The 14615-nt window shown below is 70.7% G+C and carries 15 protein-coding genes; 12 read left to right on the forward strand and 3 right to left on the reverse strand.

All coding sequences use genetic code 11. The features are described 5' to 3' along the window. Window positions 1-4: 4 nt before the first annotated feature. The gene (locus ACIQ0W_RS11230; RefSeq protein WP_036297871.1) at window positions 5-322 is read left to right on the forward strand and encodes a hypothetical protein; all 318 of its coding nucleotides are present in this window, start codon (window positions 5-7) and stop codon (window positions 320-322) included. Here the strand turns inward: ACIQ0W_RS11230 and ACIQ0W_RS11235 are convergent, their stop codons facing one another. Beyond that, window positions 323-1339: a hypothetical protein gene (locus tag ACIQ0W_RS11235; protein ID WP_081766240.1), complete on the reverse strand. Its 1017-nt coding sequence runs from the start codon at window positions 1337-1339 to the stop codon at window positions 323-325. Between the two features lie 78 nt (window positions 1340-1417). Here ACIQ0W_RS11235 and ACIQ0W_RS11240 point away from each other — a divergent pair, with 78 nt between their 5' ends. Next, window positions 1418-2002: a hypothetical protein gene (locus tag ACIQ0W_RS11240; RefSeq protein WP_396642845.1), complete on the forward strand. Its 585-nt coding sequence runs from the start codon at window positions 1418-1420 to the stop codon at window positions 2000-2002. On the opposite strand, the gene ACIQ0W_RS11245 is transcribed toward ACIQ0W_RS11240, so the two are convergent. Then, window positions 1992-2480, reverse strand: coding sequence for a hypothetical protein (locus ACIQ0W_RS11245; RefSeq protein ID WP_396642846.1), 489 nt, complete (start codon window positions 2478-2480; stop codon window positions 1992-1994). The genes ACIQ0W_RS11240 and ACIQ0W_RS11245 overlap by 11 nt on opposite strands. A gap of 113 nt (window positions 2481-2593) precedes the next feature. Beyond that, the gene (locus tag ACIQ0W_RS11250) at window positions 2594-3115 is read right to left on the reverse strand and encodes an AAA family ATPase (RefSeq protein WP_042378569.1); all 522 of its coding nucleotides are present in this window, start codon (window positions 3113-3115) and stop codon (window positions 2594-2596) included. Between the two features lie 95 nt (window positions 3116-3210). Between ACIQ0W_RS11250 and ACIQ0W_RS11255 the strand changes: the two genes are divergently transcribed. From ACIQ0W_RS11255 to ACIQ0W_RS11300, 10 genes are all read left to right on the forward strand, one after another. Continuing rightward, window positions 3211-3495, forward strand: coding sequence for a metal-sensitive transcriptional regulator (locus ACIQ0W_RS11255; protein ID WP_396642848.1), 285 nt, complete (start codon window positions 3211-3213; stop codon window positions 3493-3495). Window positions 3496-3541: 46 nt separating this feature from the next. Further along, complete coding sequence (locus ACIQ0W_RS11260; protein WP_396642849.1) at window positions 3542-3895, forward strand: heavy-metal-associated domain-containing protein; 354 nt, start codon at window positions 3542-3544, stop codon at window positions 3893-3895. Next, window positions 3892-6171 (forward strand): cation-translocating P-type ATPase, encoded by a 2280-nt coding sequence (locus ACIQ0W_RS11265; protein WP_021065010.1) that lies wholly within the window; start codon window positions 3892-3894, stop codon window positions 6169-6171. The genes ACIQ0W_RS11260 and ACIQ0W_RS11265 overlap by 4 nt, the downstream gene beginning before the upstream one ends. Window positions 6172-6192: 21 nt before the next feature. Then, window positions 6193-6456, forward strand: a complete 264-nt coding sequence (locus ACIQ0W_RS11270; RefSeq protein WP_021010667.1) for a YHS domain-containing protein — start codon at window positions 6193-6195, stop codon at window positions 6454-6456. A gap of 29 nt (window positions 6457-6485) precedes the next feature. Then, window positions 6486-7067, forward strand: coding sequence for a hypothetical protein (locus ACIQ0W_RS11275; RefSeq protein WP_021065011.1), 582 nt, complete (start codon window positions 6486-6488; stop codon window positions 7065-7067). 154 nt (window positions 7068-7221) lie between these two features. Next, on the forward strand, window positions 7222-7713 hold the full coding sequence (locus ACIQ0W_RS11280; protein WP_036302050.1) for a DUF6153 family protein: 492 nt from the start codon (window positions 7222-7224) through the stop codon (window positions 7711-7713). A 105-nt stretch (window positions 7714-7818) separates the two neighbouring features. Then, window positions 7819-8454, forward strand: coding sequence for a DUF305 domain-containing protein (locus ACIQ0W_RS11285; RefSeq protein ID WP_396642850.1), 636 nt, complete (start codon window positions 7819-7821; stop codon window positions 8452-8454). Between the two features lie 196 nt (window positions 8455-8650). Continuing rightward, a complete protein-coding gene (locus ACIQ0W_RS11290; RefSeq protein WP_396642851.1) occupies window positions 8651-9508 on the forward strand; it encodes a F510_1955 family glycosylhydrolase in 858 nt (285 codons plus the stop codon). 58 nt (window positions 9509-9566) lie between these two features. Next, on the forward strand, window positions 9567-12020 hold the full coding sequence (locus tag ACIQ0W_RS11295) for a phosphoketolase (protein WP_396642852.1): 2454 nt from the start codon (window positions 9567-9569) through the stop codon (window positions 12018-12020). Beyond that, window positions 12017-14611 (forward strand): heavy metal translocating P-type ATPase, encoded by a 2595-nt coding sequence (locus ACIQ0W_RS11300; RefSeq protein ID WP_396642853.1) that lies wholly within the window; start codon window positions 12017-12019, stop codon window positions 14609-14611. Before ACIQ0W_RS11295 ends, ACIQ0W_RS11300 begins: the two co-directional genes overlap by 4 nt. Window positions 14612-14615 lie beyond the last annotated feature (4 nt).

Genomic DNA, 14615 nt, shown 5'->3' on the forward strand with positions numbered 1-14615 from the left:
AACCATGGAGATCACCCTGCAGTACTTCGACGGCTGCCCGAACTGGGAAGTACTCGACCGCCGGCTTGCTGAGCTGCTCGACGGTCGATCAGATATCCGCGTCACACGACAGTTGGTCGAGACCGCCGAGCACGCCGAGCGCCTCGGATTCCACGGGTCACCGACCGTCCTCGTCGACGGCGTCGATCCCTTCGCCGACGAGCACACGCCGGTCGGGCTCGCCTGCCGGGTGTTCCGTACCCCTGCCGGGCTGGGAGGCTCTCCGACCGTCGAGCAACTGCGCGAAGCGATTTCCGGCCCGGCTCTGACGGGTGATGCTTGATCAGGGGTGGGTGGAGCGGAGAGCCGGGTAATCGGACCACTCGCCACCGGCGAGACGCGACCATGAGGCAGCGGATGCCGTCGTGATGCCGAGGAGATCCGAGACGATCCGGGGATGCAGTTGCCGGGTGAGCTCGATGAGCGCTGTCGTGCGGGCGCTCCCGGCAAGCAGGCCTTCGGCGCGAAGGCGACGGCTGAGCGGCCCCGGGGTGAGGTGACGGCCCGGGTTCCGGCCGGGGAACAACCACCCTTCAGGATGGCCCTTTGTGGCATCGACGAGCTCGACGATGGCGTCGCCGAGGATCGCGGGGACCTCGATCGGCTCGGCCCCGACGGTGAGCGTCACGGGCCGCGAGCTCGTGTCGACCTGTGCCCGGGTGATCGTGACGATGCGGGTCAGCTGGATCCCGTAGAGCAGCACGAGGAGACCCGCGGCCCGGGTCTTCGGGTCCATGTCGGCATCGGACAGGAACCTGCGGGCCATCTGCCATCGGTGATCAGAGGCGTAGTCTCGCCCCTCGAGGCGATGGGCTCGAAACTCGACCCGAAGGGTGCTCAGCCGGTGTTTTCGCAGCCAACGAGTGAACGGTGCCAGCGCGTCGCGTTGGCTAGGCGAATCGGTCAGATACGCGTCGAGTAGGCGCTGCGGGAACGTCGCCAGCGTCTCCTGCTGCGCCCGGATCTCCCCGAGGAACGCGGCGCAGTACTTCAGTGCAGCCCTCTGCCTCTGGAAGCCGGAAGCAGGGCTGGACGCGCTGCGCAGTGTCCGAGTGGATCGGAGGAGCTCCCAGGTGCAGTAGCGGCGCAGGATCAGCCGGTCCTCGGGATGGTCGATGCCACCGAGCCAGTCGTTGAGCCAGTGGTCGAAGCGCGTGCCCTCGACGTCGAGCTCCGGCAGCACGCCGGAACGGACCAGCAGTGAGAGGAGGAACGCGACCGACTGTCCCGACCGGGCTCGGGTGATGATCGCCTCGGCGGTGAGCGGCAGGGTCCCGTCCGCGAGCTCGCGGAGCACCATCGCGCACTTGCTCTTGTGCAGCCAGCGTTCGAGCGACGCCGCTTTGCCATGGTGCGTGAGCAGATAGTCAGCAAGCGGGTGGAGATCCTCACGGATCTCTCCCGCATCGTCGGCGAGCAGCTGTTGGATCGCGACGGGCCGGCGGCACTCGACGCAGAGGTGCCGCTGGAGGGGCTCGTGATGGGCACTCGCGCCGGGGACCTGGATCCGGGGGTGCTCCTCGCGCTCGGCCGCGCCGGCGTCGCATGGGATCGGCTGGAGGCGCTGCTCACGCGCGAGAGCGGCCTGCGGGCGCTGGCCGGCACCGAGGACATGCGCGACATCCACGCCGCGGCCGCCGCTGGGGATGCGAGAGCCGCCGCTGCGCTCGACGTCTACCATCACCGGCTGCGCCACTATCTCGGCGCCTACCTCGCCCAGCTCGGCGGAGCGGACGCGATCGTCTTCACCGGCGGCGTCGGCGAGAATGCCGCCGCGACGCGCGCGGCGGTGGTCTCCGGCATGGCGGGCCTGGGCATCCTGATCGACCCGGCACGCAACGAGGCGAGGGCCGACGGGGCGCGAGCGATCTCGGACCCGAGCTCACCGGTCGCCGTGCTGATCGTTCCCACGGACGAGGAGCTCGAGATCGCCCGGCAGTCGCTCGCAGCGGTCAGCGTCTAGCGGTTCCGTCGACGTCGGAGGAGGCGGTCTCGTTCGTCCGATGCCGTCGGATGACGTTCAAGACGAGGACGGTTGCGAGCACCAGTGCCAGCACGAACATGGTCGCGATGAACCACAGGAAGTCCGAGCCGATCAGGATGTTGCTGATGACGAAGCGGCCGAAGGCGACGAGCACCCCGGCCGCCGTGCCGAGGTAGAGCCACAGCGTGCGGCGGGACAGCAGGGTCGCGCCGATGCCCAGCAGCACGATCCCGAACCCCGCGATGAAGCCGCCCCAGGTCGAGAAGACGATCCCGAGCCAGTCCACGAATGCCACTGGCAGCGTGGCGGCGTCGATACCCGTATGCCGGATGTCTTCTGGCAGGAGGGAGGGTCGAAGGAACAGGAAGTAGACCCCGATCCCGAGGGTGAAGACGCCGAGCGCGGTCGTGAGAGCGCCGCCAAGCAGGTCCTTCCGGAGACGTTCCTGAGTGGGCATCCGAGACATCCGTCCTGTTCGACCGTTGGGCGCGTTCTCGCCTGGACCTGTGCCGGTGAGATATGCCCTGGGCGCCAAGCGTTGCACAGGACACCCCGATCGGGCGAGAGCGGTCAGAGCCGGTCCAGGATGAACTGCACCCGCTCCTCGGCGCTGAGGACCGGAACCCGCACGACCGGGAAGGGCAGCGCTTCGTACACCTGGGTCAGCAGTTCGTGGATGCGCTGCTGGGCGGCGGTGTCCTCGGTGCGGGCGTAGTCCGCGGCCAGGGGCAGCAGGTCGAGGATGAACGTCTTGCGGTAGTCGACGTGCTCGAGCGCGGTGAGCAGGGCGGGGTCGGGCTCGAGGTCGAGGAAGCGGTAGTAGGCGAGGGAGTCGGGGACGGCCCGGTCGAGGAACACGGTGGCGTCCGGGTCGAGGGCAGCTTCCTCCGCGAGCTGCATGTCCAGGACGCCGCGCTGGAACTGCCGCTGCTTCGCCCGGACCTCCTCGACGGTGCGGCCGGCGATGCGCTGCAGGTCGAGATAGTGCCGGGCATGCTCGATGGTGGTGGTGTAGCCGCGGTCCCGCAACAGGTTCACGGTGGTGGTCTTGCCCGAGCTGGGCCCGCCGGTGATGACGTACCAGTTGGTCACGTTCGCCCTTTCGCTCTGCCCGCTCCGGGAATATCCTCTTCACGAAGTACCTTATACCACTAGAGGGTATACGATCGACGTCGGAGGTGGCTGAGATGGCACGCGGATACGTGGATGACAAGCAGGCGCTGCTGGCGCGGTTGCGTCGGGCGGAGGGGCAGGTGCGCGGGATCGCGCGGATGGTCGACGAGGACGTGTACTGCATCGACATCCTGACCCAGGTCTCGGCGGCGACGAAGGCGCTGGAGTCGGTCGCGCTGACGCTGCTGGAGGACCATCTCGGGCATTGCGTCGCGCAGGCGACCGCGCAGGGCGGCCCGGTCGCGGAGGAGAAGCTCCGCGAGGCGAACGCCGCGATCGCGCGGCTGGTCCGCTCCTAGAACGTTCACACCACACGCATCGACACGCTCACGAAAGAAGCACAACATGACCGGACAAGGATTCCAGGAACTCGGCCTGCAGGCGACGAACGGCGGTGGCTGCGCCTGTTGCGCCCCCACCTCCCACGCCGCCACGGCCAACACCACCGCCTCCGCGACGGCGCAACCGGCATCGGGCGAGGTGTCGGCGCAGTTCCTGGTGGAGGGGATGACGTGCTCGCACTGCGTGCGCAGCGTCACCGAGGAGGTCTCCGCGATCGACGGGGTCTCCGGCGTCGAGGTCGACCTGCACGCCGGCGGCGTGTCCACGGTGACCGTGTCCAGCACCGCCCCGGTGGACGCGGAGCGGGTGCGGGAGGCGGTCGAGGAGGCCGGGTACAGCCTCGCCGCAGCCTCATGAGCACGCTGGACGTCGATCTCGACATCACCGGGATGACCTGCGCGTCGTGCGCGACGCGGGTCGAGCGGAAGCTGAACAAGCTGCCCGGGGTGGAGGCGACGGTCAACTTCGCCACCGAGAAGGCCCGCGTGCACTCGGAGGCCCCGGTGCCGGTGGAGGAGCTGATCGCGGCGGTCGAGCAGGCGGGGTACGGAGCGAGCCTCCCAGCCCCGCCTGTGCCCGACACGGCTGAGCAGACCATCCCGCGGGACGATGAGCTGGCGTCGCTGCGGCAGCGGCTGATCGTCTCGGCGGTGCTGGCGGTGCCGGTCGCGGTGCTGTCGATGATCCCCGCCCTGCAGTTCACCTACTGGCAGTGGCTCACGCTCACCCTGGCCGCGCCGGTGGTGGTGTGGGGGGCGTGGCCGTTCCACCGCGCCGCGGCGATCAATGCCCGGCACGGGGCGGCGACGATGGACACTCTGATCAGCGTCGGGGTGCTGGCCGCGTTCGGCTGGTCGCTGTACGCGCTGTTCTTCGGCGGTGCGGGGATGCCGGGAATGCGGATGAGCGTCACCTTCGTCGGCACCCCGCAGGCCGGTGGCCACGAGGTGTACCTGGAGGTCGCCGCGCTGGTGACCGTGTTCATCCTCCTCGGCCGCTACCTCGAGGTTCGTGCCAAGCGGCAGTCCGGCGAGGCCCTGCGCGCCCTGCTGGAGCTCGGCGCCAAGGACGCAGTGATCCTCCGCGAAGGCACTGAGCAGCGCGTCCCCGTCGCACAGCTCGTTCCGGGTGATGTCGTGGTGGTGCGGCCGGGTGAGAAGATCCCCGCCGACGGCCTCGTCACCGAGGGAATGTCCGCGGTGGACGAGTCGATGCTGACCGGCGAGTCCGTGCCGGTCGAAGTCGCCCCCGGCTCCCGCGTGGTCGGCGCGACTGTGAACACCGGCGGGCGCCTGCTCGTGCAGATCACCCGCGTCGGCGCCGACACCGAGCTGGCCCGGATGGCGCGGCTGGTCGAGGAGGCGCAGACCGGCAAGGCCCAGGTGCAGCGCCTCGCCGACCGGGTGTCGGCCGTCTTCGTCCCCATCGTCATTGTCCTCGCCCTGGCCGCGTTCGCCGGGTGGCTGATCGCGGGGGCGCCCTTGGAGGTCGCCTTCACCGCCGCGGTGACCACCCTGATCATCGCCTGCCCGTGCGCGCTGGGGCTGGCGACGCCGACCGCTCTGCTGGTCGGCACCGGCCGCGGCGCCCAGCTGGGCATCCTCATCCGCGGACCCCAGGTGCTCGAGCAGACCCGCCGCATCGACACCGTCGTGCTCGACAAGACCGGCACCATCACCGCCGGCACCATGACCGTCACCGGCATCCACCCCGCTCCCGGCACCGATGAGGCGGAGCTGATCCGGTTCGCCGCGGCGCTCGAGCACGGCTCCGAGCACCCCATCGGCCGCGCCATCACCGCCGCAGCCGACGGCCCGACGGATGCCGTGGAGTCATTCGCCGCCGAGGCCGGTCAAGGCGTGCAGGGCATCGTCGACGGCCGCATGGTCGCCGCCGGCCGCGCCACCTGGATCACCGGGCAATGGGCGATCGCGATCCCCGACGAGCTCGCCGCGACGATCACGGCCGACGAGGCCGCGGGCGCCACCGTGACCGTCGTGGCGTGGGACGGGCAGGCGCGCGGCGCGATCAGCGTCGCCGACACCATCAAGCCCACCAGCCGTGAGGCCATCGCCCGACTGCGCGGGCTCGGGCTGACCCCGATCCTGCTCACCGGCGACAACCCCGGCGCCGCCCGCACCATCGCCGACGACGCCGGCATCGAGGACGTCCGCGCCGGAGTCACCCCGCAGGGCAAACTCGACACCATCCGCGAGCTGCAGGCATCCGGACGGGTGGTCGCGATGGTCGGCGACGGCGTGAACGACGCCGCCGCCCTCGCCCAAGCGGACCTCGGCATCGCAATGGGCACCGGCACCGACGCGGCCATCACCGCCGCGGACCTGACCATCGTCTCCGGCGACCTGCTCCTGGTCCCGGACGCGATCCGGCTCGCCCGCCGCACCCTGGGCACCATCAAGGGCAACCTGTTCTGGGCGTTCGCGTACAACGTCGCCGCGATCCCGGTCGCGATGCTCGCCCTGCTCAACCCCATCCTCGCCGCCGCCGCGATGGCGTTCAGCAGCGTGTTCGTCGTCACCAACAGCCTCCGACTGCGCCGCTTCCGCCTCCTGCCCGCCCCGACGCCCACCGTCCTGACGCCCAGCCGCGACACCACCCCCGTCCACGCCTGACACCCACGCAAGGAGACCGCCATGACGCACGACCACGAGCACCACACCGGCCACGAGCACGCCGCGCACGATCACGGATCCCACGAGCACCATCACCATGAGCCCCCGGCCGGGGCGACCAACCTCGTCACCTGCCCGGTCATGCCCGGCAATCAGGTCGACCCGGCGTGGGCAGAGAAGCGCGGCCTGTTCCGTGACTACGAAGGCGCGCGGTACTGGTTCTGCTGCCCCGAGTGCGGGCCGCTGTTCGACGGCGACCCCGCCCGCTACGCCAACGCCGCCTGACCCACGACGGCAGGGAAAGGGGGCGCGGGATGGATACAGCGGTCGGTCTGGTGCAGGCCTACCTGCGGGTGAACGGGTACTTCACCGTCGCCGAGTACCCGGTGCTGGACGCGACCGGTCCGGACGGGCCGCGCACCGTCACCGACCTGGACATCCTCGCGATCCGACTGCACCACATCCCCGGCGACGACCCCGACCCGGCCCTCGGCGCCCGCCCCGGGGCGCCGGACATGATCGTCGGCGAGGTCAAGGAGGGCGCCCCGAAGCTGAACCCCGCGATGCGCGACCCCGCGGTGCTGGAGGCCGCGTTCGCCCGGTTCGGCTGCTGCACCCCCGCCGACGCGCCCGCCCTCGTCCAGGAGCTGCTGACGGCCGGGCAGGTCCTCGCCCCGGAGGGCCACCTGATCCGCACGGTCGCGTTCGGCAACACCGCCCGCCCCCATCGGTCCGGCTCCTGGCACACCGTCCCCCTCGAGCACATCCTCGACTATCTCCGCGATCACCTCGCCCGCAACTGGGCCGTCGTCGGTCGCACCCAGATCAAGGACGACACCCTCGGGCTGCTGGCTCTGATGGAGAAGGCCCACCGTGCCGGAACGGGCCGCCGATGAGCCGGTTGCCGCGCACCGGTCCCCATCCGGGACCATCGCCCCTGGCCAGGCATCGGTCGGGCGACCAGGCTGGGCAGGACCGCCGTGCGCCCGATCGGCGCCGGCGGGGATCCAGGCACACCGGGGTACGCTGGACGCGGGAAGGAGGTCGGCGGTGAACCACATCCGAACCCTGGTGCACGCCCCATCCGGGCTGCACCGGCTGCTGCTGACCTTCGCGACCGCGCTCCTGCTGATCGCCGGCCTGCTGGCCATGCACACCCTCACCGGCATGCTCACCAGCGGGCACGCCGACACCCCCGCAGCGGCCTCCGAAGCCGCCCATGCCGCGCCCGACTCTGACCTGGGCGGCACCGTCGCGACCGGGAGCATGCTCGAGAACACCATCGGGACAGGCACCGAGGCTTCGGGCGGGCACTGCGAGGGCGACTGCGACAGCTCGGGCGGAATGCCGGACCATTCGATGCTGATGATGGCGTGCGTGCTGGCGCTGCTGGCCGCCACCATCGTGCTGCTCGCCCCGGCGCTGCTGGCCCGCCTGGGCACCGTCCTCGCCCTGCTACGCCTGCACGGGCGGAATGTGCTCACCGCGTTACCGCACCCCCGACCACCTTCCCTCATCGTCCTGTCGATCAGTCGAACCTGATTCCCCGCCCTCCCGTCGCCGCTGTGCCGGGAGATGCTGCGCCGTGCCCGCATACGGCTCGGGAATCAACTCACCATTCGACTGACTAGACAAGGACACCCACCCATGCGTTTCCGCATTCTCGCGCTGAGCACCGCCGCGCTCGCCGCTGCGCTCGTGCTCGCCGGCTGCGCGCCCACCGACGGATCCATGCCCGGCATGGACCACGGCCCCGGCGGCATGACCAGCGGCACCCCCGCCCCCTCCGAGCAGGCATCGTTCAACTCCGCTGACGAGATGTTCGTCACGATGATGATCCCGCACCACGAACAGGCCATCGAGATGGCCGATCAGATCCTGGCCAAGGACGGCATCGACGAGCGGGTCGTGACCCTCGCCGAGCAGATCAAAGCCGCCCAAGGCCCCGAGATCCAGACCATGAAGGGCTGGCTCGAGGACTGGGGAATCCCCTACGACGACTCCATGTCCGACATGGGCGGGATGGGCGGGATGGGCGGCATGGACCACGGCGACGGGATGATGTCCGACGACGACATGGTCGCCCTGGACGCCGCCACCGGGGTCGAGGCGACCCGGCTGTTCCTCGAGGGCATGGTCGGCCACCACCAGGGCGCCGTCACCATGGCCCAGATGGTGCTGAACAACGGCGAGAACCCGGACGTGGCCGCGCTCGCCCAGCAGATCATCGACGGACAGACCGCCGAGATCACCACCATGCAGGACATCCTCGCCACCCTCTGACCCGAACCCCTCGGGCGGGGCCGACCACCCCTGACCTGGCCCCGCCCGAGGCCCGGCGCATCCGTCCTGACCGACAGCGCCGGCCCGTCGAAAGGCCCATCATGACTTCCCGGACTCTGGCCGCGTGCTTCGTGGGCATCATCCTCGCCCTGATCATCCTGTCCGCGGCGACCATTCTCTTCATCCAGGCGATCGCATGAGCAGCAACGCCACCACGATCACGGCCGCTGCCGTCGCCGCTGCTGCGGGCCTGCTGCTGACCGGCTGCACCTCCACGCCGACCGCCACCTCGGCACCCGCCCCGGATACCGGTCTCGGTCATGTGCACGGCATCGTCGACCTCGGCGGGAGCACCGTGCTGCTGGGCGCCCACGCAGGCCTCTACACCCTCACCGACACCGGCGACATCTCCGGCCCCCTGGGAGGCGCGGACTTCGACGCGATGGGCCTGACCGCCGACGGCGACGTCCTCTACGCCTCCGGGCACCCGGGACCGAACACCCCGGCGGAGCTCGGCGAGCACAACCTGGGACTCATCCGAAGCACCGACGCCGGGACCACCTGGGAGCCGGTCGCGTTTACCGGGCAGGAGGACTTCCACGTCCTCACCGCCGGAGACGGTGCGATCCACGGGATCGGGTCCAGCTCGATCACCATCCGCACCAGCACCGACGGCGGGACCACCTGGATCGACGGCGCCGAGCTCCCCGCCGCCGACCTGACCGTCACCACCGACGGCACCCTCTACGCCGCGACGCGGCAGGGCCTGCAGGAGAGCCGGGATGCGGGCGCCACCTTCGACCTCGTCGCGGATGCGCCGCCGCTCTACCTGGTGGAGGCGGACTCCACGGGCGGGCTGGTCGGCGTCGACACCGACGGCACCCTCTGGCGACTCACCGGCACCGGATCCTGGGACAGCGTCGGTGCCGCCACGGGCACCGTCCAGGCGCTCGGGAACGCAGATGGGGCGGTCGTGCTCGTCGACGACCGCGGCATCGTCTGGATCCACGGCACCGAGACCACCGTCGTCCTCCCGGCAGGGACCGCACAATGACCACTATCACCATGACCACATTCGGCGGCCTCGGCCGCGAACCGCGAGGAGACCGACCATGAGCACCGCACCGGCCCGCTGGGCATACCGCACCATCGCCGTCACCCCGGAACGACTGGAGGAGGTGGATGCGTGGTGGCGGGCGGCGAACTACCTGAGCATCGGGCAGATCTACCTGCTCGACAACCCGCTGCTGCGCGACCCGCTCACCGCGGAGCACATCAAGCCTCGACTACTGGGGCACTGGGGCACCACCCCGGGCCTGAACTTCCTGTACGCCCACCTCAACCGGGCGATCACCGACCGGGATCTGAACACCCTGTACGTGACCGGGCCGGGGCACGGCGGGCCGGGCATGGTCGCCAACGCCTACCTGGACGGCACCTACACGGAGCTGTACCCGCGGATCGACCGCACCGAGGAGGGGCTCAAGGCGCTGTTCCGGCAGTTCTCCTTCCCCGGCGGCATCCCCTCGCACGCGTCCCCGGACACGCCCGGGTCGATCAACGAGGGCGGCGAGCTCGGCTATTCCCTCGTCCACGCCTACGGCGCCGCGTTCGACAACCCGGACCTGCTGGTCGCGTGCGTGATCGGCGACGGGGAGGCCGAGACCGGGCCGCTGGCGACCGCGTGGCACGGCAACAAGTTCCTCAACCCAGCCGCGGACGGGGTGGTGCTACCGATCCTGCACCTGAACGGGTACAAGATCGCCAACCCGACGGTGCTGTCCCGCATCCCCGAGGACGAGCTGGTCGCGCTGCTGCGCGGCTACGGCCACGAGCCGTTCGTGGTCACCGTCGGCTTCGACGGCGAGGACCCGCGGGAGTCCCACGCCCGGTTCGCCGGCGTGCTGGACGAGGTGCTGGACCGGATCGCGGACATCAAGACCGCCGCGGCGGCCGGCACCCTGGAAGGCCGGCCGGCGTGGCCAGCGATCGTGCTGCGCAGCCCGAAAGGCTGGACCTGCCCGCCGGTGATCGACGGGCTCCCCGTGGAGGGCACCTGGCGGTCCCACCAGGTGCCGCTCGCCGAGGTCCGCGACACCCCCGAGCACCTGCAGCTCCTCCAGGACTGGCTGGCCTCCTACCGGCCCGACGAGCTCTTCGACGCCGACGGCGCCCCGTTCCCTGCCACGGTCGCCGCCGCCCCGGCCGGAGCGCGGCGGATGAGCGCTAACCCGGTCGCGAACGGCGGGCAGCTGACCGTCCCGCTGCGCCTGGGCGACTTCCGCGACCACGCCCACCCGGTCGACCCCGAGGCGCGAGGCACGGGAACGGCGGAGGCGACCCGGATGCTCGGCGAATGGCTCGCCGACGTGATCCGGCACAACCCGGACAACTTCCGCATCTTCGGCCCCGACGAGACCGCCTCCAACCGGCTCGCCCCGCCCGTGTTCGAGGCCACCGGCAAGCAGTGGAACGCGACCGTGCTGCCGGTGGACGAGCATCTGGCGCCGACCGGGCGGGTGATGGAGGTGCTCAGCGAGCACCAGTGCCAGGGCTGGCTCGAAGGGTACGTCCTCACCGGCCGGCACGGCCTGTTCAACTGCTACGAGGCGTTCACGCACATCGTCGACTCGATGTTCAACCAGCACGCCAAATGGCTCGAAGCCGCCAGCGAGGTGCCCTGGCGGGAACCGGTGCCGAGCTTCAACTACCTGCTCTCCAGCCACGTCTGGCGGCAGGACCACAACGGGTTCAGCCACCAGGACCCCGGGTTCATCGACCTCGCCCTGAACAAGAGCCCCGACATCGTCCGCGTCTACCTCCCGTTCGACGCGAACACGCTGCTGTCCACCTACGACCACTGCCTGCGCTCCACCGGCTACATCAACGTCGTCGTCGCCGGAAAGCAGCCCGCCCCGCAGTGGCTCACCATGGACGAGGCGATCGAGCACTGCACCCGGGGCCTGGGCATCCTGCCCTGGGCCGGCACCGAGACCGAGGGCGCCGAGCCGGACGTGGTGCTCGCCGCCGCCGGCGACGTGCCCACCCTCGAGGGGCTCGCCGCGGCCGCGTTGCTGCGCGAGCACATCCCTGACCTGTCCGTGCGGGTCGTGAACGTGGTCGACCTGACCCGTCTGCAATCCGAGGACCAGCACCCGCACGGCCTGCCGGACCGGGAGTTCGACGCGATCTTCACCCCCGACAAGCCGGTGATCTTCGCCTACCACGGCTACCCGTGGCTGATCCACCGTCTCACCTACAAGCGCGCCGGGCACCAGAACCTGCACGTCCACGGCTTCGTGGAGAAGGGCACCACCACGACCCCGTTCGACATGGTCATGCTCAACGACCTCGACCGCTACCGGCTCGCGATCGACGTCCTCGACCACGTCCCGGGCCTTGCCGCGACCCACGCGCAGCTGCGGCAGGAACTCGTCGACGCCCGCCTGCGCGCCCGCGCCCACACCCGCGAGCACGGCACCGACATCCCCGCCGTCGCCGACTGGCGCTGGCCCCACCCCGACACCGACCCGAACCGCCCCTCCACCGCGAAGGAAATCCGATGACCGACACCAAGACCGTGACCCTGCAGGTCAGCGGCATGATCCGCGCGACCTCCAAGAACGTCACCGAAGCCCACCTCGCCCGCCAGCCGGGCGTCCTGTCCGTCGACGCGAACCCCGTCTCCCAGACCGCGACCGTCACCTACGACCCGCAGACCACCTCGGTCGCGCACCTGCAGCAGTGGGTGATCGAATGCGGCTACCACTGCGCCGGGCAGTCCGTCCCGGACCACATCTGCGACCCCGCCCACGAACCCCACGAGCACGCCGACCACCACGACCACGCCGAGCACGATGCCCACGCCGAGCATGACGCGCACGACGGCTATCAGGAGCACGCCGAGCACGAGGGACGCGCGGTCTCCACCGGTCATGACACCCCGGCGGGGCACGAGCACCCGCACCCGGCAGCGGACCACGCGGACCACTCCGCCATGGACGCCGGCGCGCATGCCGGTCACGCTCCGGCCACCGAGGGTGGGCACGATCACGGGGCTCAGCCGGCCGGCCGCAGCGCGCAGGATGTGATGGGCCACGGCGGGCATCACGGCGGCATGTCGATGGCGGCGATGATCCGGGACATGCGCAACCGGTTCCTGGTCGCGTTGATCCTGTCGATCCCGATCACCTTGTGGTCCCCGATCGGCCGGGAGGTGATCGGCTTCGAGGTGCCGGCCCCGTTCGGGCTGCGCGACGACGTGTTCATGCTGATCCTGTCGCTGCCGGTGATCTTCTACTCAGCCTGGATCTTCTTCGACGGCGCCTACCGGGCTCTGCGCGCCCGCACCCTGGACATGATGGTGCTGGTCGCGGTCGGTGTCGGCGCCGGCTGGATCTACAGCCTGGTCATCACCCTCACCGGAGGCGGCGAGGTGTTCTACGAAGCCGCTACCGTGCTGGCCACCTTCGTGCTGCTCGGCCACTGGGTCGAGATGCGCGCCCGGGGAGGTGCGAACGACGCCATCCGCCGGCTGCTGGAGCTCGCGCCCGCCCGCGCGGTCGTCCTCCGCGACGGAGAGGAGGTCGAGATCCCCACCTCCGAGGTCGTCCCCGGCGACCTCATGCTCATCCGCCCCGGCGCGAAAGTCCCCACCGACGGCGTCGTCGAGGACGGCGAGTCCGAGATCGACGAGTCGATGGTCACCGGCGAGTCCATGCCGGTCGAGAAGGCGCCCGGCTCGGAGGTGATCGGGGCGACCGTGAACACCGTCGGCACGCTCCGGGTGCGTGCCACGAAGGTCGGCGCGGACACCGCGCTGGCGCAGATCGTGAAGCTGGTGCAGGAGGCGCAGAACTCCAAGGCCCCCGGCCAGCGCCTCGCCGACCGGGCCGCGTTCTGGCTCGTTCTGCTCGCCCTCGTCGGCGGCACCCTGACCTTCCTGGTGTGGTTCCTCGCCGGGGCGGAGCTGCCGATGGCGATCCTGTTCGCGATCACCGTCGTCGTCATCACCTGCCCCGACGCCCTCGGGCTCGCCACGCCGACCGCGATCATGGTCGGCACGGGCCTGGGCGCCAAGCGCGGCGTGCTGTTCAAGAACGCGACCGGCATCGAGACCGCCGCGCACATCGACACCGTCGTGCTGGACAAGACCGGCACGCTCACCAAGGGCGAGCCGGAGGTCACCGACTACATCCCCATCGGCATGGACGACCTGGAGCTGCTCGCCCTCGCCGCCGCGCTCGAGCGGGAGTCGGAGCACCCGCTGGCCAAGGCGATCGTCACCTACGCCGAGAGCCGGAACATCCCGCGCCGCACCGCGTCCGCGTTCCGCAACGTCACCGGGCAGGGCGCGATCGCCACCGTGGACGGGAAGCACGTGGTGCTCGGCAACGCCCGGCTGATGGCCGCGCAGGGCATCGACACCGGCCCGGTCGTCTCGCAGCAGCAGGCCCTCGCGGACGGCGGCCGCACCGCGATCATGTTCGCCGTCGACGGGCAGATCGCCGGCGTGATCGCCCTCGCCGACGCCCCCCGCGACACCGCGAAAGCCGCGATCGACGCACTCCACGAGCAGGGCATCGAGGTGGCGATGCTCACGGGCGACAACAAGCCCACCGCCGAGCGCATCGCCTCGCTGCTGGGCATCGACACCGTGATCGCCGACGTGCTCCCCGAGGACAAGTCCGCCAAGATCGCCGAGCTCCAGGCATCCGGCAAGAAGGTCGCGATGGTCGGCGACGGCGTCAACGACGCCCCCGCCCTCGCCCAGGCGGACCTCGGCATCGCGATCGGCGCCGGCACCGACGTCGCCATCGAGACCGCCGATGTCGTCCTGATGCGCTCCGACCCGCTGGACGTGGCGATCGCGCTGAAGATCGGGAAGGGCACGCTGCGGAAGATGCGGCAGAACCTCGGCTGGGCCATCGGCTACAACGCGATCGCGCTGCCGATCGCCGCCGGCGTGTTCTACCCCGCGTTCGGGATCATGCTCTCCCCGGAGATCGCCGCCATCAGCATGTCCGGCTCCAGCGTGATCGTCGCCGTCAACGCGCTCCTGCTCAAGCGGCTCCGGCTGCCCGCCCAGCAGGCCCCCGCGGCCCCGGCAGAGGCGAGCAGCCTCGCCCCGGCGTCGACGCCCGGCGGCGCCTCATGACCGG

It is taken from the genome of Microbacterium sp. (genome assembly GCF_044340635.1).
In the GTDB taxonomy this organism is placed as follows: domain Bacteria; phylum Actinomycetota; class Actinomycetes; order Actinomycetales; family Microbacteriaceae; genus Microbacterium.